Source organism: Rhodococcus rhodochrous (genome assembly GCF_900187265.1).
Taxonomy (GTDB): domain Bacteria; phylum Actinomycetota; class Actinomycetes; order Mycobacteriales; family Mycobacteriaceae; genus Rhodococcus; species Rhodococcus rhodochrous.
Genome location: NZ_LT906450.1, coordinates 4,508,744 through 4,526,304, shown reverse-complemented (window position 1 = coordinate 4,526,304; position 17,561 = coordinate 4,508,744). Strand labels below are relative to the sequence as shown.

Sequence of the window (17,561 nt, the reverse complement as noted above, 5' to 3'; positions counted from 1 at the left end):
GCTGGCGCCATGGACGTCGAACGACCCAAGCTCGAAGGCACCGTCGCGGTCGGGGAGGGCCGCCGGCTCGGTTTCGCCGAGTTCGGGTCGGCCCAGGGCCGCACGGTGTTCTGGCTGCACGGCACGCCGGGTGCCCGCCGCCAGGTCCCCATCGAGGCCCGCGCCTTCGCCGAACGGAACCACATCCGCCTCATCGGGGTCGACCGTCCGGGGATCGGTTCGTCGACGCCGCACATCTACGAGAACGTCCTCGCGTTCAGCGACGACCTGCGCATCGTCGCGGACACCCTCGGTGTCGACCGCATGGCGATCGTCGGACTGTCCGGCGGCGGTCCCTACACCCTCGCCGCTGCCTATGCGCTGCGCGAACGGGTCGTCGCGGCCGCGGTCCTCGGCGGTGTGGCACCGGTGGTCGGTCCCGAGGCGATCGACAGCAACCTGATGAAACTGGGTGCCTTCGTCGCGCCGGCACTGCAGACCGCGGGTGTCCCGATCGGTGTGGCGATGAGCGCGGCGATCCGCGTAGTGCGCCCGTTCGCGTCGCCGATCATCGACCTGTACGGACGTCTCTCACCCGAGGCCGACCGCCGCCTGCTCGCCCGTCCCGAGTTCAAGGCGATGTTCCTCGACGACCTGCTCAACGGCAGCCGACGCCAGATCTCCGCGCCGTTCTCCGACATCGTCGTGTTCACCCGCGACTGGGGTTTCCGCGTCTCCGACGTGAAGGTGCCCGTGCGGTGGTGGCACGGCGACACCGACCACATCATCCCGATCGAACACGGCCTGCACATGGTGGACCTGCTGCCCGACGCCCGGTTCCACCACCTGCCCGGCGAGAGCCATCTCGGGGGTCTCGGTGAGTCGGAGGAGATCCTCACTACTGTTCTGGAGTTGTGGGACCAGGAGTGAGCGAGGGCGAACGCCCGCTGCCGAGAGCGCTGCACCTGCGACCGTCGGCGTTGGCAGCGGTCGCCGTGGGCGGCCTGCTCGGGACGAGTGCCCGTTACGGCCTCGGTCGGTGGTTCCCCGTCGAGTCCGGCGGCTGGCCGGTCACGACCTTCGCGATCAACGTCCTCGGGGCGCTGCTGCTCGGCTTCCTGCTCGAGGCGCTGATCCGCATCGGACCCGACACCTCCTGGCGGCAGGTGGTCCGGCTCGGAGTGGGCACCGGTGCGCTGGGCTCGTTCACCACCTACAGCGCACTCGCCGTCGACACCGACCTGCTGCTGCGCGACGGGTACCTGCTCGCCGCGGCGACCTACGCGCTGGGCACCGTGCTCGCCGGATTGCTCGCGACCGGCGTCGGCATCGCGCTCGCCGCCCGCCTGGGTGAACGCCGGAGCACGTCGTGATCGTGGTGGGGGTGGCATTGGCGGGCAGCCTCGGCGCGGTCGTCCGCTTCGTCGTCGACAGTGCGCTGCGTGCCCGCTCCGGGTCGTCCCTGCCGTGGCCGACGGTGCTGATCAACGTCGTCGGTTCGTTACTGCTGGGGCTGCTCACCGGTGCGGTGCTGTTCCACGACGCCCCCGCGGAGTTGCTCACCGTCGTCGGGGTGGGGTTCTGCGGCGGGTTCACCACCTTCAGCACGACCAGCGTCGACTCCGTCCGCCTGATCGTGGCGCGCCGCTACGGTGCCGCCTGCGCGATCGCGCTGGGCACCCTGGCGATCACGCTCGTCGCGGTAGCCGCCGGGCTCGGTCTCGCCGCCGTGTGGTGATCAGCGCGAGCGGTCGATCAGGTCGAGCGCCGAGCGCAGTTCGCCGGCGTCGACCTGACCGGGAGCCGACGCGGTGCCGACCATCCCGAACGTCGCGGCCGACCCGAAGACCTGACCGGCGATCCGCGACACCACGCCGAGACCGCCCATCGACATGGTGATCAACGGGCGGTCGGCGTGGTCCTCGTGCATGGTGCGGGTCGCGTCGAGCAGCGTGAGCACGTCGGCTGTCGACCGCGGCATGACGGCGATCTTGCAGATGTCGGCGCCGAGTTCCTGCATCTCGCGCAGCCGCGCGACGATCTCGTCCTTCGGCGGAGTGGCGTCGAAGTCGTGGTTCGACGCCACCACCGCGACACCGCGGGCGTGCGCCGCCGCGACGATCCGCTCGACGGCGGCACGGTCGCGGCGGTACTCGACGTCCACCAGATCCACCGCGCCGCTCTCGGCGAGCGCGACCGTCAGCTCGGCGTACGCCTCGTCGTCGATCGCGATCTCCCCGCCCTCGTTCGCGGTGCGGCAGGTCGCGAGCAGGGGAGTGCCCTGCAACTGTTCGGCGAGGGCACCGGCCTGCGCGACCACCGAGGCGACGTCGTCGACGGTGTGGAAGAAATCCACGCGCCATTCGACGACGTCGGCCCGATCGGCGACGGCCGCGATCTGTTCGCGCAGCACCTCGGGGGTGCGGCCGGTGACGGGGACGAGGATCGTGGGTGCGCCTTCACCGATCACCACGTCCTTGACGCGAACCGGTGTGATCGTTCGTCCCACGTGCCGTCTCCGTTCCTTCGTCCGATGGCCGGACCTATTCGATCACGACCGCTTCGAACCACTGTCCGCAGTGTCCGAGCCGACTTCGGATCCCTCGACGAGCTCGGTTCCCTCGACGACCACGACGGTGTCGTCCTTCGACGACTTCGCCGGGTCGGCGATCGCCTCGCCCCGCGCGACCATGAGCGCCTCGTCGGAGAGCGGGATCTCCTTGATGAAGCACGCGAGGACGAACGCGATGAGCAGGAACGGGATGAGGTACCAGAACACCGGGGCCAGCGAGTCGGCGTAGGCGTCGATGATGCCTTCGCGGACGGGATCGGGCAGCAGCTTCATCGCTGCCGGATCGACGGTCGCGGTGGCCTGGCCGGCCTGCTCCGGTGTGGCGCCGGCCGCGGTGAAGACCTCGACGAGCTTCTCCGCGAGGCGGTTGGTGAAGATGGTGCCGAAGATCGCGACACCGAGCGCCGCACCGACCTCACGGAAGTAGTTGTTCGAGCTCGTCGCGGTGCCGATCTCGTCGGCGGGCACCGCGTTCTGCACGATCAGGATGACGACCTGCATGATCAGGCCGAGACCCAGACCGAAGACGAACAGCATCGAGCAGATCACCCACAGCGGGGTGTCGCCCTCGAGCGTGGTCAGCCACAGCATGCCCGCCGCGGTGATGAGCGAACCGACGATCGGATAGATCTTGTAGCGCTGGGTCTTGGTGATGGCCAGACCCGAGCCGATCGAGGTGATCATGAGACCGGCCATCATCGGCAGCAGCAACAGACCCGAGACCGCGGCCGAGGTGCCCGACGACATCTGCAGGAAGGTCGGCATGAACGCGATCGCCGAGAACATGCCGAGACCGAGGACGAAACCGATGGCCGTGGCGTTGACGAAGATCGAGTTGCGGAACAGCGACAGCGGGATGATCGGATCCTGCGCGCGCGACTCGACGAGCACGAACAGGCACACGAACACCACGAGTCCGGCGCCGAACATCCACGTGAGCGGAGCGGTCCAGCCGCGATCGGCGTCGCCGCCGAAATCCGTGAAGAAGATCAGGCAGGTCGTGGCGAGCGACAGCGTGAGCACGCCGAGGATGTCGATCCGCTTCGTCGGCTTCTTCACCGGCAGGCGCAGCGCGAACCAGGTGATGACGAACGCGATGATGCCGACCGGCACGTTGATGTAGAAGCACCACTCCCACGTCAGGTGGTCGACGAAGAAGCCGCCGATCAGCGGGCCACCGACGGCCGACAGGCCGAAGATCGCGCCGAGCGGGCCCATGTACTTACCGCGTTCGCTCGCGGGCACGATGTCGGCGATGATCGCCTGCGACAGGATCATCAGACCACCGCCGCCGAAGCCCTGGATCGCGCGGAAGACCACGAAGGTCCAGAAGTCGTCGGTCATCGAGCACGCCGCGGAGGCGAGGGTGAACACGCCGATCGCGATGAGGAACAGGTACCGGCGCCCGAAGACGTCGCCGAACTTGCCGTAGATCGGCATCACGATGGTCACCGCGAGCAGGTAGGCGGTGGTGATCCACGCCTGGTGTTCGACGCCGCCGAGTTGCCCGACGATCGTGGGCATGGCGGTGGAGACGATAGTCTGGTCCAGGCTGGCGAGCATCATGCCCGCGATGAGCGCGGAGAAGATGATCCAGATCCGTCGCTGGGTGAGAACCAGAGGTTCCGAAGTGGTGGTCACGGTGTTCCTGTCGGAATAGGAATATCGAGCTGTTACGTGAAGGTGGCCTGCACAGAGGTGAGGCGATCGGAAATTGTTGCACTCGGTAACTTCTGCTGCAAGGCAATTTCCTCCCGGTCACTCGAACCAGGACCGCACGGGCGGTTTGACCCACATGATCTTCTCGTCCTCGTCGGTGCGGATCGCTGCGGGATGCTCGGGGTGCTTCTGCGCCCACGCCGTCTTCTCGTCCATCAATCTCGCGGCGAGTTCCCAGGTCTCCATCGTGCGCGGCGGATGCGCATCCGCGGCCCGCGCCAGCTTGCGTCGCGTCTCGTCGGTCATGGCGAGCAGTTCGGCTCCCGAGATGCCGCGGTTCCATGCATACCGGGCCAGGGTCACGGCCTTGTCCCGCCGGTTCTTCTCGGCGCGATCGGTGTGGGCGAAGTCGGCGTCGCTCATGCTCCGAAGGTACGCGTCGGCCCGGACAGGGTTCACCGTCGACGATCCCGGATCCGGCCACGACGGTGCTGCCGTCTGTCTACCCTCGATGAGGGGGCCGAGGAGGCGTGATGACGGCCGATGAGATCCCGGAGGGCACACCCGACACGGTCGTGGCCCGTGCTGCCCGGCCGCCGCGGGTGCCGGTGTTCGACCCGACCCTCGGCATCGACGTTCCCCGGTCCTTCCGCGGCACACCGCCACACCGGTTGGTGGCGCTCGGCGACTCCCTGCTGCAGGGCTTCCAGAGCGGCGCGATCTACAACACCGACGTCTCCGTCCCGGCGATCGTCGCCCACGAGCTCGGCGCCGATCTCCGATACCCGCGCTTCGGTGGACCGGGCGGACTGCCGCTGAACGTCGAAGTGCTGTTGCGCCGGATCGAGGAGCGGCACGGATCGACGCTCGAACCGTGGGAGCTGCCGACGGCCCTGTTCACGGCGCGCGGCTTCATGGACGAGGTCGAGGACTACTGGGAACGCGGACCCGGCGCGACACCACCGCTCGTCGGGTATCTCCACAACCTGTCGTGTTTCGGCTGGGATCTGCGCGACGCGTTGCAGAGGACCGCCCGCGTCTGCGCCGAACGCATCGCAACACCCCGCGACGATCTCGTGCGGCAACTCGTCGAGAACAACGGGGAGCGGGCGGCGCTGTACGTCTACCCCGGCACCGACGACGGGCGCCGCGAGATGACACTGTTCGACGTCGCGGCCGAACTCGGTGCCGAGCACGACGGCGACACCGACGCCGGCATCGAGACACTCGTCGTCTTCCTCGGTTCGAACAACGCACTGCAGACCGTTACCGAACTGCAGGTCGTGTGGAGCGGCGACGACTTCCGCGACCTCGACGCGAAACAGGCCTACACGATCTGGCGGCCCGAACATTTCGACAGTGAGTTCGCGGAGGTCGTCGCGAAGCTCCGCGACATCGACGCGCGGCACATGGTGCTGTGCACCGTCCCGCACGTCACCATCGCCCCGATCGCCCGGGGGATCGGGACGAAGAACGGCTCGCCGTACTTCCCCTACTACACCCGGCCGTGGGTGGACGCGCGTCGCTTCGACGCGAGCCGCGACGAACACATCACCGGTGCGCAGGCCCGCATGGTCGACGCCGCGATCGACCTGTTCGACGAGACGATCACCGAAGCGGTCGCCGACGCGCGACGTGCCGGACTGGACTGGTATCTGCTCGACACCGCGGGCATCCTCGACCGCCTGGCCGCGCGCCGCTACGTCGACGACCTCGATGCTCGACCCGCATGGTGGCAGCCGTACCCGCTACCGCCGGCGCTCGCCGCGCTCGACCCGGTACCGGACACGCGTTTCCTGTCGGCCGACGGTCACGGCGGTCGCGACAGCGGGGGATTGTTCTCCCTCGACGGTGTGCACCCGACGACGGTCGCCTACGGGATCCTCGCCCAGGAGATCATCGACGTGATGGTGCGTGCCGGCGTCGAATTCCGGTCGCCGAACGGAACGGTGCGAAACGGTCCTGTCGCCGTGGATTTCGAGCGTCTGCTCCGGCACGACACCCTCGTGCGCACACCACCGCAGAACATCGATTCGACGCTGTCGATCCTGGCGTGGGTCGACGAGGTGCTCGACGTGTTCCGGGTGCAGTTGCGTTTCGGTCTGTGAGGGATCAGGTCAGGTTGATGACGTGAGCGTGTGTCGCCACGGCGTCCTGCATCTTCTTCCGCGACAGTGAGCGCGGACCGCACGCGCATCCCGACGGAATGGCGTCGTCCTCGAACTGCGTCACCTCGAGGGTGTCCACATACTCCGAATTGAGTGATGTGCCGTTGTGCGGTGTCGCTTCGCGGTCGCGGTTGCCGCGGCCGCCGGGACCGCTGCGGGAGACCACGACCTGACCCTCGGTGGTGTTGTACACCGCCGCCACGGTGTGGCCCTTGGGGCAACGAACCTTGAGGATGGCCTTCTCGGTGCGTTGGGGACCGAGTTCCTTCACCGCGGCGAGTGCGAGCTTGCGACGTTCGGTAGGGGGTGTCGTGGCGATATCCATTTTCCTATTCCACCTCACAGTGTCGGGGTTCACAGGGCTTCGGCAGAACCGCTTCGGGGTTTGTTTTCAGATGATCTCGTCGGTGAGCCGGTTCGGTGTGCCGAATCGATGAGCGGTGATCGTGACGGACTGTTCGGCCAGGAACGGCAACATTTCGATTCGTCCGGATCCGGTCACCGGATGGTCGAACACCGCGATGTCGCATCGGGTGCCCCATTCGGCGGGTGGCGCTGCGCCGATCAGGCGGACACGCGCCGGGGCCGTGTCGACGATCCGTTCCTCCCATTCCGCATCACTCTCCACGCGCACGCGACCGTCGAAACGTGCTGTATTCGAGCATCTTACGAGATCGACGGCGAAAGCCGAAGAGATTTCCACCGGCGCGCCCGCCCGGGCCGCGACACCGAGCACGCGCACGAGTTCGTCGGGCCGACCCGCCTCGCCGAGGCGTACGTGTGTGCGAACGGGCCGGTACCGGAACAGGTTCCGCTCCGCCGTCAATCCCGTGACGTCTTGCGCCACAGAGAATTCCGACGCCCAGGCTTGCTCGTCGTCCTCGAATGCCCGGCGCAGCGCGTCCTCGTCCCAGGTGTACGGTTCCCAGGATCCGAAGCCGAAGAGATAGTTCGGCCCACCCGACTTGAAGCCCGCTCCCACCGACGACTTCTTCCAACCACCGAAGGGCTGCCGTCGCACGATGGCACCGGTGATACCGCGATTCACGTACACATTCCCGGCCTCCACGCGATCGAGCCAGCGGGCGATCTCGTCGGAGTCCAGCGAATGCAGACCCGCCGTGAGCCCGTAGTCCACCTCGTTCTGGATCGCGATCGCCTCGTCCAGGTCGGCCGCGGTCATCACCCCCAGCACCGGACCGAAGAACTCGACGAGATGCGTGCGCGACCCGCGTCGCACCCCGGTGCGCACACCGGGCGTCCACAGCCGGCCCTCCTCGTCGAGCCGGCGCGGTTCGACGAGCCACGACTCGCCGTCGTCGAGTTCGGTGAGCGCGGTGAGCAGTTTGCCCTGCGCCGGTTCGATCAACGGCCCCATACGTGTTCGCGGATCGTGTGCGGCACCGACCGGCAACGACCGCACCGCGTCGACGAGCTGGTCGCGGAACCGGCGGGAGCTCGCCACGGAGCCGACGAGGATTACGAGCGACGCCGCCGAGCACTTCTGCCCGGCATGCCCGAACGCCGACTGCACGACGTCGCGCACCGCCAGATCCGGATCGGCGCTCGGCGTCACGACGATCGCGTTCTTGCCGCTCGTCTCCGCCAGCAGCCGCATCCCGGGGCGCAGCGAGCGGAACAGTTCGGCGGTCTCGTAGGCGCCGGTGAGCACCACCCGGTCGACGCGGGGATCGGAGACGAGCTTCGTGCCCAGTGACCGTTCGTCGGCGTGGACGAGGTGCAGGACGTCGCGGGGAACACCGGCATCCCACATCGCCTCGGCGAGCACCGACCCGCACCGAGCCGTGAGTGTCGCGGGCTTGAGGACCACCGCCGAACCGGACGCCAACGCTCCGAGCGTCGACCCCGCCGGGATCGCGACGGGGAAGTTCCACGGCGGCGTCACGACGGTGAGGGTCGACGGCACGAACCGCGCACCGTCGATCTCGTCGAGCGCGCGGGCCCGCTCGGCGTAGTACCGCGCGAAGTCGATCGCTTCGGAGACCTCCGGATCGGACTGGTCGAGCGTCTTACCGCCCTCGGCCGCCATCACCTCGAGCAGATCGGCGCGTCGCGCCTCGAGCACGTCGGCCACCTGTTCGAGGATCCGTGCGCGCTCGGCACCGCTGCGGGCACCCCAGGCACGACCGGCCGCGGTCGCGTCGACCAGCACGCGCTCGAGGTCGTCCTCGGAGGAGAGGGTGTGGGCGCGCACGGTGTCGATACCGAGTTTCGACGACGGCACCCGCTCGAGGATGCGGCGACCCCACTCCCGGTTCTGCGGCAGGGACGGATCGGTGTCCGGCGTGTTCGTGAACACCGGGGGTCCGGGCGGTGTTGTCGATGCCGGCACCGCCGGCGGCGGCCCCTGCCGGTTCTGCGTGCGGTTGGGGGAGGGGACGCTGTCGTCGAGCGCCGCCACCGACGCGCGGAACCGCTGCTCCTCGCGTTCGAACAGGGCGGGGTCGTCGGCGAGATCGAACACCGCCGACATGAAATTCTCCTGCCCCGAACCCTCGTCGAGCCGACGCACCAGATACGAGATCGCGACGTCGAACTCGTCGGGGCGGACGACGGGCGTGTAGAGCAACAGGCTGCCGACGTGTCGACGGATCACCTCGGCCTGGCTCTGCGCCATGCCGAGGAGCATCTCGAAGTCGATCCCGTTGCGCACCTGCCGGCGACCGGCGAGCTCCCACGCGTACGCGATGTCGAAGAGGTTGTGCCCGGCCACCCCGACCCGTACGTTCTCGATCCGCTCGGGGGTGAGCGCGTAGTGCAGCAGCCGCTTGTAGTTCGTGTCGGTCTCCTGCTTGGTGCTCCACGTCGCGAGCGGCCATCCGTGCAACGACGCGTCGACCCGCTCCATCGGCAGGTTGGCACCCTTGACCACCCGGATCTTGATCGCGGCGCCGCCACGAGCGCGTCGCGCCGCCGCCCACCGCTGCAGTTCGATCATCGTGGTCAGGGCGTCGGGCAGATACGCCTGCAGCACGATCCCGGCTTCGAGACGGAGGAACTCGGGACGGTCGAGCAGCGTCGTGAACGCCGCGACCGTCACGTCCAGGTCGTGGTACTCCTCCATGTCGAGGTTGACGAACTTCGGCGTCGGCGAGGTCGCGGCGAGGCGGTACAGCGGGGTGAGTCGCTCGACGATGTCCTCGACGGTCTCGTCGAAGGCCCACGGCGAGTGCGGCGCGACGGCTGCCGAGACCTTGAGCGAGACGTAGTCGACGTCGTCGCGGGCCAGCAGCGCGAGGGTGCCCTCGAAACGGCGGCGGGCCTCGTCATCGCCGAGGACGGCCTCGCCCAGCAGGTTGAGGTTGAGGCGGATGCCGGGTCGTTGCAGTCGTGCGATGGCCCGGCCCAGCGCGGCATCGTCGGTGTCGACGACGAGGTGTCCGACCATCGCCCGGAGCGCGCGGCGCGCGGCGGGGACGACGAGGTGCGGGAAGCGGGGACCGATCGCACCGCCCGCCCGCACGGCCGCGCGGAGGTGGACGGGAAGGAAATCCGGTATGTTCCGGGACAATTCGGCAAGGGCATGCGCTGCGGTCGCCGGATCCTCGGGGCGGATGACCTCGTCGACGAAGCGCACGGTGAACTCGAGTCCGTGGGGATCCTTCAGGACGTCGGCGAGGTGGCGGGCCGCACGGTCGGGTGCGACCTCCGACGATTCGTTCACCCACCGGCGGGCCAGGGCGACAGCATCCTCGACGATCCGCACGATGCGCCTCCGATCGACGGCGTTTCGAACCTGACGCCAATCTACCCACCGGAGCCGGTTCGCGTTTGCGGTCCGCGGTGTCGGGAATACAGCGCGAAGGGGACAGTCCCGACCGATGAGGAGACGAGAGTGAACCGTCAGGCCCCCGCGTCACGTGGCGCGGCGTCATCCGCCGAGCGCGTGGCGCAGAACGGTGTGTTCGAGAAGTTCGCACGTGCCGGCTACGTCGGCAGTGGCATCGTGCACCTGCTCATCGGCTACCTCGCGATCAGGGTCGCGTTCGGTCGCAGCGAGCAGGAGGCCTCGCAGTCCGGTGCGATGGCGGAGCTGGGCGAACAGCCCGGCGGGAAGATCGCGTTGTGGATCGCCGTCGTCGTCTTCGTGATGATGGGCCTGTGGCGGTTCGCCGAGGCCACCTTCGGCAAGGCATCCGAGCCGGAGCAGCCCGACGCCGACATGAAGGACAAGGCGTTCGACCGGTTCAAGGCCGCCTGCGTCGGTGTCGTCTACCTCGGCTTCGCGTACACCGCGTTCGGGTTCGCCCGCGGCAGCGGCAAGTCGAGCGGTGAACAGAACGCGGGACTGACGGCGAAGCTGCTGGAGTCCGGCGTCGGCAAGTTCGTCCTCGTCGTTGCGGGGCTCGTCATCCTCGGTGTCGGCGCCTACCACGTCTACAAGGGTGCGTCGAAGAACTTCGTCGACGACCTGAAGAACCACCCGAGCACGTTCGTGAAACGACTCGGCCTCGTCGGGTACGTGGCGAAGGGTCTCGCGCTCTGTCTCGTCGGCGTGCTGGTGATCGTCGCGGTTCTCCAGGCCGATCCGCAGAAGGCAGCGGGGCTCGACGGAGCTCTGAAGACGTTGGGCTCGCAGCCTTTCGGTACGGTGCTGCTCGTCCTCATGGGTCTCGGTATCGCGATCTACGGTCTCTACAGCTTCGTCATGGCGCGCGACGCGAAGATGTGACGCTCAGTCGTCGTCCGCGTCGTCGAACCAGAACGACTCGGTCGCGACGTAGTGGAGGGTCGGTGGGCCGGGCAGCTCGAACTCGATCGCGCCCACCGGCCGCAACTCCCCGTCGTTGTCCTCGCAACTGGCGGTCGCGATGTTGAGTCCTGCGGCGATCCCGGTGAACTCGAGGGTCTGGTAGTTCGCTCCGAAGATCTCCGCGATTCCGGACTCGCCGGTGCCGAGCGCTGCGACGCAGATGAAGGGGTAGTCCTCGTCCGGTGGGGACGTGTACATCAGCTTCACCAGCACGGTGTCTCCGCGGGTACTGACCGTCCATAATCCTCGGGTGTCCGTATCCGCCGCTGCGCTCGCGGCGGGTGCGAAACCGGCGAGCAGTGCGAGCGGTGCGAGCAACGAGACCGTCGCACGCAGGGTCCTGCGATGGTTCATGGGATCTCCTCGGAACCGCGGTGAGTCCCCGACGTATTCATCGTCCGCACTCGATATCCGGGGGAACGGGCGAATCGGATGTTCGTGAAGAAGACGTGACGGCGACGAGATCGTCTTACCCGGTCCGTGACTCCCCGGGTCACGAAGCGCTACCACCTCGGCCAAACTAGTTGACAACGCAACTAGTAGGGATCATTCTGGTGGTTGAGAACGCAACTACACCGGGAAGAAGGTGGATCGATGATCGCCGACGAGCAGCAGCGCTCCGAGGAATTCGAGCGTCGGCGTGCACTCATCCGCGACGCGCACCTGAAGCCTGCCGACGCGCGCCCGCAATCCTCGGCGCGGGGACTGCACCACACCGCGCTGATCAGCAGCGACGTCGAACGGACCGTGCGCTTCTACCAGGATCTCCTCGAGTTCCCGCTGACGGAGCTGATCGAGAACCGCGACTACCCCGGGTCGTCGCACTTCTTCTTCGACATCGGCAACGGCAACCTGCTGGCCTTCTTCGACTTCCCCGGTCTCGACATCGGCCCCTATCAGGAGGTCTTCGGCGGTCTGCACCACATCGCGATCAGCGTCGCCCTGTCCACCTGGGAGCGCCTGCGCGACAAGCTCATCGCCGCGGGCGTCGAGCTCGTCGAACACAGCGACGTCTCGTTGTACTTCCGCGACCCCGACGGAGCCCGCCTCGAACTCATCGCCGACCCGCTCGGTGAGATGTACGGCTCGAAGGTGCTCTAGCGCGTAGCTCCAGCACGAAGTAAGGGGAGGTTGTGTGCGTGTCCGTTCACCGGACACGCACACAACCTCCCCTTCGTCTATTCGTCGAACTCCTACTCCACGATCGGGAAGATCGATTCCCCGTCCTCGGGAGCGCCGTCGACCTGACCGCGGTCGACGCGCGAATCCTGCACGATCGTCCCGTCGACGACGTCCGCGAGTTTCGGATCCTCCGGTGAGCCGGTGGTGGCGTCGTCGACCACCTCGTCCACGTCTTCGGTCAGTTCGTCCTCCGGCGTCGCCGCGACAGGCTTGTCCAGCGGCTCGGCGGGTTCGACGTCGGGTTCCTCCTCGGCGAGACGCTCGTCCAGCGACTCGCCTTCCTGCTCTTCACGCTGGGTCGTTCCGAACTTGTCGGCTGCACTCCAGTCCTCGGGCGGGTCGACGACCTCGTCGCCGTCGTCGTTCCGCACCTCGTCGGCGTCGAGGCCTTCGCTGGGGCTGAGGGTGTCGCCGGGACCGTCTTCGATGCTCATGTCGAGGAGATACCCGGCCGGCCCGGTGCGAAACCGTCGGCGGTTTCACTCCCGGTCGATCAGGCTATGCCGTCGGAACACCACATCGAGGGAGCCACACATGGACGAGAACGATCTCTTCCAGCACATCGAGAAGCTGGTGGACGAGGAGAAGACGCTGCGCTCGCGGACGGGCGCGGACGGCCTGAGCGACGAGGATCTGCAGCGCCTGCGCGCGGTCGAGAAGAGACTCGACCAGTGCTGGGACCTGCTACGACAGCGCCGCGCGAAGGCCGAGTTCGGTGACGACCCGGACGCCGCCCAGGCGCGGCCGGTCGACGAGGTCGAGTCCTACCGGCAGTAGACGGTCGCCCGCGCGGCGGTCCGGCGCACGAGGTCGACGATGGCCTCGGGGCAGTCGGACTGCGGCGCGTGGCCGGCCCAGGGGAGTGGCACGAACCGTGCCCCGGGGATCAGCGGGACGTACCGCACGGTCTGCGCCGACGCGACCGTATCGAGGACGCCCTGTCCCAGCGTGACGGGACAGTCGATCCGGTCGAGTCCCGTCGGCACATCGATCAGGATCGCGTCCCACAGCATCGACCAGAAACCGTCCGACTCCGCGAATCCACCTTTCACCGACAGTGCTTCGGCGCGGGTCGTCTTCCACGGCATCGCGCGTAGCCCCGCGGTGAGCGCGGTGCGACCGAGGACGCTGCGTGACATCGGTTCGATGAACGGGCTGCGGGTCTTGTTGAGCAGGCGCGCGGTCGTCATGAGCGCACCCTGGAAGATCCGCTCCGGGGGCAACCCGAGTCCCGAGGGTGACAGGGCCACCACCGAGAGGGCGCGCCCGCGCACGGCGAGTTCGATCGCGAGTCGCCCACCCAGCGAGTTGCCCAGAACGTGCACCCGGTCGAGTCCGTGGGCGTCGAGTTCCGCCTCGAGGGTGTCGGTGAGGGCGCCGACGGTGGGTCGGCCGCTCTGCTTCGGCGACGAACCGTGGCCGGGTAGGTCCACGTTCAGTACGTCGAAGTGCTCGGCGAGACGCGGGACGAGGGTGGAGAAGTCGTCCATCGTGGCGCCGATGCCGTGCAGGAGGAGTAGGGGTTCACCGGATCCGGTGCGGCGGTAGCTCAGTCGTGAGTGCATCGGTTCCATTCTCCCCTTCCGGACGGGCCGGAGTGCTCTGTCGCAAAGGTTGTGTGTTCTGTCACATTCGTGAGGAAGGAAAAGCAACGACCTGGTCGAATGCCGTGTTATAGCCCTTGCTTATCGAATTTCTAGAAACTATCGATTGGCACAATTAATAGTTCGCGGATAACGTCGAAGCCGTCAACCCCATCGAGACGAGTGAGGTTTCTACATGTCGCTGATCAACAAGAAGATCAAGCCCTTCAAGGCCGAGGCTTTCAAGGACGGCGCCTTCGTGACCGTGTCCGACGAGGACATCAAGGGCAAGTGGGCGATCTTCTTCTTCTACCCCGCAGACTTCACGTTCGTCTGCCCGACGGAGCTCGGCGACCTCGCGGACCACTACGAGGAGCTGCAGAAGCTCGGCGTCGAGGTCTTCTCCGTCTCGACCGACACGCACTTCACGCACAAGGCGTGGCACGGATCGTCGGAGACCATCGGCAAGATCAAGTACGCCATGATCGGTGACCCGACCCTGCAGATCAGCACCGACTTCGAGGTCCTCCGTGAGGACCAGGGTCTCGCCGACCGCGGCACCTTCCTGGTCGACCCGGACGGCGTCGTCCAGTTCACCGAGGTCACCGCTGAGGGCATCGGCCGCAACGCCGCCGAGCTCGTCCGCAAGGTCAAGGCCGCTCAGTACGTCCGCAACCACCCGGGCGAGGTCTGCCCGGCCAAGTGGGAAGAGGGCGACGAGACCCTCGCTCCGTCGCTGGAGCTCGTCGGCAAGATCTGATTCGTCGACGGAAATTCGTTCCGGTGGCACGGGATCGAAAGTCCCGTGCCACCGGGCACCGTCCGGGTCCGCTCGGCTCGAGCTGAGAAGTTCGCCGACTCCCATCTCTTCCGGTCACAGTTCTTCCACCTCTGGAGTGAATCCTCATGCTCGATGCCTCCCTTGCTGCCCAGTTGAAGTCCCTTCTCGAAAAGGTCACCCAGCCGATCGAGCTCGTGTCGTCCCTCGACGACCGGCCGAAGTCGAAGGAACTCGCCGACCTCCTCGATCAGATCGCCGGCATGTCCGATCTGGTCACTCATGTGCGCGACGGTGAAGCCACCCGTCGCCCCTCCTTCCTGATCCGCCGGGTCGGCACCGACGTCGAGGTCGAGTTCGCGGGTATCCCGCTCGGCCACGAGTTCACCTCCCTCGTGCTCGCCCTGCTGCAGGTCGGCGGCCACCCCTCGAAGGAGGCCGTGGAACTGCTCGAGCAGGTGCGCGACCTCGAGGGCGACTTCCACTTCGAGACCTACTTCTCGCTGTCGTGCCAGAACTGCCCCGACGTGGTGCAGGCCCTGAACGTGATGTGCGTGACCAACTCGCGCATTAAGCACACCGCGATCGAAGGCTCGCTCTTCCAGGACGAGGTCGACGCACGCCAGGTCATGGCCGTGCCGACCGTCTTCCTCAACGGTGAGCTGTTCGGCTCCGGACGCATGAACCTCGAGCAGATCGTCGGCAAGCTCGACAGCGGCTCCGCCGAGCGCACCGCCGCCGCGATCAGCGAGAAGGACCCCTTCGACGTCCTCGTCGTCGGTGGTGGCCCTGCCGGCGCGACCGCTGCGATCTACGCCTCCCGCAAGGGAATCCGCACCGGCGTTCTCGCCGAGCGCTTCGGTGGCCAGGTGCTCGACACCATGGCCATCGAGAACTTCTCCTCCGTCCCCTACACGGAGGGCCCGAAGTTCGCCGCCGAGCTCGAGAACCACGTGCGCCAGTACGACGTCGACATCATGAACGTCCAGAAGGCCTCGAAGCTCACCCCGGCCCCCACCGAGGGTGGCCTCGTCGAGGTCGAGCTCGAGAACGGTGCCCGGTTGCTCTCGCGCAGCGTCGTTCTCGCGACCGGTGCCCGCTGGCGCGCGATGAACGTGCCGGGCGAGCAGGAGTACCGCAACAAGGGTGTCACCTACTGCCCGCACTGCGACGGCCCGCTGTTCAAGGGCAAGCGCGTCGCCGTCATCGGTGGCGGCAACTCCGGTGTCGAGGCCGCGATCGACCTCGCCGGTGTCGTCGCCCATGTGACCCTCATCGAGTTCGACTCGGTCCTGCGCGCCGACGAGGTGCTGCAGCGCAAGCTCCGCAGCCTGCCCAACGTCGACATCGTCGTCAGCGCCCTGACCACCGAGGTCCTCGGCGACGGTTCGAAGGTCACCGGCCTGACCTACACCGACCGCACCACCGACGAGTCGCGCACCCTCGAGCTGGACGGCGTGTTCGTCCAGATCGGTCTGCTGCCGAACACCGAGTGGCTCTCCGGCACGGTCGAACTCAGCCCGCGCGGCGAGATCGTCGTCGACGACCACGGCCGCACCTCGGTGCCCGGCGTGTTCGCTGCCGGCGACTGCACGACCGTCCCGTACAAGCAGATCATCGTCTCCGCAGGTGCGGGTGCGACGGCCGCGCTCGGCGCGTTCGACCACCTCATCCGCACGAGCGCCCCGGCCCAGGCCGAGGAAGCGGTCGCCGCGACCGTCTAGGCGTCACTGCAGCCCCGTGGCCGTCACCCCTTCCGGGTGGCGGCCACGTTGCTTTCTCGGGGAGGTTGTTGTCGAAAATCCTGCGGAAATCGCCCATATCCTCCCCCAATTCACCCCGCACAGGCATTGATGCGCTCTTTACCCCGGCGCTTCACTGAAATGCGCACGTGTGTCCCCATCGCGACGGTGTCCCAGGAGGTCGACCTATGCGCAGCACACGGAAGTCCGAACGGTGGCACAGACGCGAAGGACGCCTGTATCGCAGAGCCGCCTCGGTGGTGGCGCTCATGGGGCTGGTCGCCCTGTGGGTGAATCCCGCGGCGTCGGCGGACGAGTCCACGGGATTCTCGCTTCCCTTCTCCGGCGCACCGGCCTACGAGCATCTGGCGCCGACGCAGGTCACCGACCCGTCCCAGTTGCACGCCCCGCTCGGTCGGGAGTGGGCCGAGGACATCGCCCGGCAGATCGGGTTGAGGCCGGAGGATGCGTTGTCCGAGCAGCAGGCCCGTGATTTCACCACCGGTGGGGGAGTGGGCGGCAGCAAGGAAGCGGCCGAGATCATCCAGGGTTCCATCGACATCCTCATCAATACGACCGGTCACCCCATGTACTCCGACGTGAACGGTGTCTCCACCCCGACGGTGCTGGGCAGTTACGGCCTCTACGTGACGCCCGACGGGATGCTGCAGAGCCCGGCCAACGCGTCGGCGCCGACGAGGCAGGTGAACACGCTCATCGCGCCCGGCGGGTACGTCGACACCTGGCTGCGGAACAACGACGCGACGGACACGCTGGTGGCGCTGTACCGGTCGGCGTACCCGATCGAAGCGACCTTCGGTTTTGCGGCGCAACAGATATCCGGCGCCGCCCAGTTGGTCACCAACACGAAGGGCGACGTCGTCTCGACCGTCGGCATGTCGATGGCGCCGCCGCTGTGGATCGTGAACTTCGCTCTCATCTACGCCGTGAGCCCTTCCCTCGCGGCCGCGATGCCGGCCTACTGGGCGCCCATCCCGCCGGAAGTGGCCGAGGCGATCAAGGCGAGCCCCACGGGCCAGGTGCCCTACGCCGACTACGCGTCGTACCTCGAGTGAAACTTCGGGGAGGTTGTGGTCGAGAATCTTGCCGGAAGCGACCACAAC

18 protein-coding genes are annotated in these 17,561 nt (G+C 67.4%); 10 read left to right on the top strand and 8 right to left on the bottom strand.

The window, feature by feature from the left end; all coding sequences use genetic code 11:
* Window positions 1–9 precede the first annotated feature (9 nt).
* Genes CKW34_RS20645 through crcB form a run of 3 tightly spaced genes read left to right on the top strand, consistent with a single transcriptional unit; the run spans window position 10 to window position 1,717 of the window.
* On the top strand, window positions 10–909 hold the full coding sequence (locus CKW34_RS20645) for an alpha/beta fold hydrolase (protein WP_059383797.1): 900 nt from the start codon (window positions 10–12) through the stop codon (window positions 907–909).
* Entirely contained in the window at window positions 894–1,352 is a 459-nt protein-coding gene (locus CKW34_RS20640; RefSeq protein WP_059383798.1) for a fluoride efflux transporter FluC, read from the top strand. Before CKW34_RS20645 ends, CKW34_RS20640 begins: the two co-directional genes overlap by 16 nt.
* Window positions 1,349–1,717, top strand: a complete 369-nt coding sequence (gene crcB, locus CKW34_RS20635) for a fluoride efflux transporter CrcB (protein WP_059383799.1) — start codon at window positions 1,349–1,351, stop codon at window positions 1,715–1,717. Before CKW34_RS20640 ends, crcB begins: the two co-directional genes overlap by 4 nt.
* Here crcB and aroD read toward each other — a convergent pair whose 3' ends face one another.
* The 3 genes from aroD to CKW34_RS20620 form a co-directional block, all read right to left on the bottom strand.
* A complete protein-coding gene (aroD, locus tag CKW34_RS20630) occupies window positions 1,718–2,488 on the bottom strand; it encodes a type I 3-dehydroquinate dehydratase (RefSeq protein WP_059383800.1) in 771 nt (256 codons plus the stop codon).
* A gap of 42 nt (window positions 2,489–2,530) precedes the next feature.
* Window positions 2,531–4,192: an MDR family MFS transporter gene (locus CKW34_RS20625; RefSeq protein ID WP_059383801.1), complete on the bottom strand. Its 1,662-nt coding sequence runs from the start codon at window positions 4,190–4,192 to the stop codon at window positions 2,531–2,533.
* A gap of 117 nt (window positions 4,193–4,309) precedes the next feature.
* Window positions 4,310–4,633 carry a hypothetical protein gene (locus tag CKW34_RS20620; RefSeq protein WP_059383802.1) on the bottom strand — a complete coding sequence of 108 codons (324 nt, stop codon included), beginning with the start codon at window positions 4,631–4,633 and terminating at the stop codon, window positions 4,310–4,312.
* Window positions 4,634–4,743: 110 nt separating this feature from the next.
* On the opposite strand from CKW34_RS20620, the gene CKW34_RS20615 reads away from it, so the two are divergent.
* On the top strand, window positions 4,744–6,318 hold the full coding sequence (locus CKW34_RS20615; protein ID WP_059383803.1) for a hypothetical protein: 1,575 nt from the start codon (window positions 4,744–4,746) through the stop codon (window positions 6,316–6,318).
* A gap of 4 nt (window positions 6,319–6,322) precedes the next feature.
* Here CKW34_RS20615 and CKW34_RS20610 read toward each other — a convergent pair whose 3' ends face one another.
* Window positions 6,323–6,703, bottom strand: coding sequence for a hypothetical protein (locus CKW34_RS20610; RefSeq protein ID WP_059383804.1), 381 nt, complete (start codon window positions 6,701–6,703; stop codon window positions 6,323–6,325).
* A gap of 66 nt (window positions 6,704–6,769) precedes the next feature.
* Window positions 6,770–10,105: a bifunctional proline dehydrogenase/L-glutamate gamma-semialdehyde dehydrogenase gene (locus CKW34_RS20605; RefSeq protein ID WP_059383805.1), complete on the bottom strand. Its 3,336-nt coding sequence runs from the start codon at window positions 10,103–10,105 to the stop codon at window positions 6,770–6,772.
* A gap of 129 nt (window positions 10,106–10,234) precedes the next feature.
* On the opposite strand from CKW34_RS20605, the gene CKW34_RS20600 reads away from it, so the two are divergent.
* Window positions 10,235–11,071, top strand: coding sequence for a DUF1206 domain-containing protein (locus CKW34_RS20600; RefSeq protein ID WP_059383806.1), 837 nt, complete (start codon window positions 10,235–10,237; stop codon window positions 11,069–11,071).
* A gap of 3 nt (window positions 11,072–11,074) precedes the next feature.
* Here the strand turns inward: CKW34_RS20600 and CKW34_RS20595 are convergent, their stop codons facing one another.
* Complete coding sequence (locus tag CKW34_RS20595; protein ID WP_059383807.1) at window positions 11,075–11,506, bottom strand: hypothetical protein; 432 nt, start codon at window positions 11,504–11,506, stop codon at window positions 11,075–11,077.
* Window positions 11,507–11,746: 240 nt separating this feature from the next.
* On the opposite strand from CKW34_RS20595, the gene CKW34_RS20590 reads away from it, so the two are divergent.
* Window positions 11,747–12,253 (top strand): VOC family protein, encoded by a 507-nt coding sequence (locus tag CKW34_RS20590; protein WP_059383808.1) that lies wholly within the window; start codon window positions 11,747–11,749, stop codon window positions 12,251–12,253.
* Between the two features lie 92 nt (window positions 12,254–12,345).
* Here the strand turns inward: CKW34_RS20590 and CKW34_RS20585 are convergent, their stop codons facing one another.
* On the bottom strand, window positions 12,346–12,768 hold the full coding sequence (locus tag CKW34_RS20585) for a hypothetical protein (RefSeq protein ID WP_059383809.1): 423 nt from the start codon (window positions 12,766–12,768) through the stop codon (window positions 12,346–12,348).
* Between the two features lie 100 nt (window positions 12,769–12,868).
* Here CKW34_RS20585 and CKW34_RS20580 point away from each other — a divergent pair, with 100 nt between their 5' ends.
* Window positions 12,869–13,111, top strand: a complete 243-nt coding sequence (locus CKW34_RS20580) for a DUF2630 family protein (RefSeq protein WP_059383810.1) — start codon at window positions 12,869–12,871, stop codon at window positions 13,109–13,111.
* Here CKW34_RS20580 and CKW34_RS20575 read toward each other — a convergent pair.
* A complete protein-coding gene (locus tag CKW34_RS20575; RefSeq protein ID WP_226950003.1) occupies window positions 13,099–13,899 on the bottom strand; it encodes an alpha/beta fold hydrolase in 801 nt (266 codons plus the stop codon). The two genes, CKW34_RS20580 and CKW34_RS20575, sit on opposite strands and share 13 nt — an antisense overlap.
* Window positions 13,900–14,113: 214 nt before the next feature.
* Here CKW34_RS20575 and ahpC point away from each other — a divergent pair, with 214 nt between their 5' ends.
* The 3 genes from ahpC (at window position 14,114) to CKW34_RS20560 (ending at window position 17,513) form a co-directional block, all read left to right on the top strand.
* Window positions 14,114–14,677 carry an alkyl hydroperoxide reductase subunit C gene (ahpC, locus tag CKW34_RS20570; RefSeq protein WP_059383811.1) on the top strand — a complete coding sequence of 188 codons (564 nt, stop codon included), beginning with the start codon at window positions 14,114–14,116 and terminating at the stop codon, window positions 14,675–14,677.
* A 146-nt stretch (window positions 14,678–14,823) separates the two neighbouring features.
* The gene (gene ahpF, locus CKW34_RS20565) at window positions 14,824–16,419 is read left to right on the top strand and encodes an alkyl hydroperoxide reductase subunit F (RefSeq protein ID WP_059383812.1); all 1,596 of its coding nucleotides are present in this window, start codon (window positions 14,824–14,826) and stop codon (window positions 16,417–16,419) included.
* 206 nt (window positions 16,420–16,625) lie between these two features.
* Window positions 16,626–17,513, top strand: coding sequence for a hypothetical protein (locus CKW34_RS20560; protein WP_059383813.1), 888 nt, complete (start codon window positions 16,626–16,628; stop codon window positions 17,511–17,513).
* Window positions 17,514–17,561 lie beyond the last annotated feature (48 nt).

Coding starts and splice junctions, on each gene's coding strand:
- CKW34_RS20645 (WP_059383797.1), top strand. CDS start 10: ATGGACGTCGAACGACCCAAGCTCGAAGGCACCGTCGCGGTCGGGGAG.
- CKW34_RS20620 (WP_059383802.1), bottom strand. CDS start 4,633: ATGAGCGACGCCGACTTCGCCCACACCGATCGCGCCGAGAAGAACCGG.
- CKW34_RS20615 (WP_059383803.1), top strand. CDS start 4,744: ATGACGGCCGATGAGATCCCGGAGGGCACACCCGACACGGTCGTGGCC.
- CKW34_RS20610 (WP_059383804.1), bottom strand. CDS start 6,703: ATGGATATCGCCACGACACCCCCTACCGAACGTCGCAAGCTCGCACTC.
- CKW34_RS20595 (WP_059383807.1), bottom strand. CDS start 11,506: ATGAACCATCGCAGGACCCTGCGTGCGACGGTCTCGTTGCTCGCACCG.
- CKW34_RS20590 (WP_059383808.1), top strand. CDS start 11,747: ATGATCGCCGACGAGCAGCAGCGCTCCGAGGAATTCGAGCGTCGGCGT.
- CKW34_RS20585 (WP_059383809.1), bottom strand. CDS start 12,768: ATGAGCATCGAAGACGGTCCCGGCGACACCCTCAGCCCCAGCGAAGGC.
- CKW34_RS20580 (WP_059383810.1), top strand. CDS start 12,869: ATGGACGAGAACGATCTCTTCCAGCACATCGAGAAGCTGGTGGACGAG.
- CKW34_RS20575 (WP_226950003.1), bottom strand. CDS start 13,899: ATGCACTCACGACTGAGCTACCGCCGCACCGGATCCGGTGAACCCCTA.
- ahpC (WP_059383811.1), top strand. CDS start 14,114: ATGTCGCTGATCAACAAGAAGATCAAGCCCTTCAAGGCCGAGGCTTTC.
- ahpF (WP_059383812.1), top strand. CDS start 14,824: ATGCTCGATGCCTCCCTTGCTGCCCAGTTGAAGTCCCTTCTCGAAAAG.
- CKW34_RS20560 (WP_059383813.1), top strand. CDS start 16,626: ATGCGCAGCACACGGAAGTCCGAACGGTGGCACAGACGCGAAGGACGC.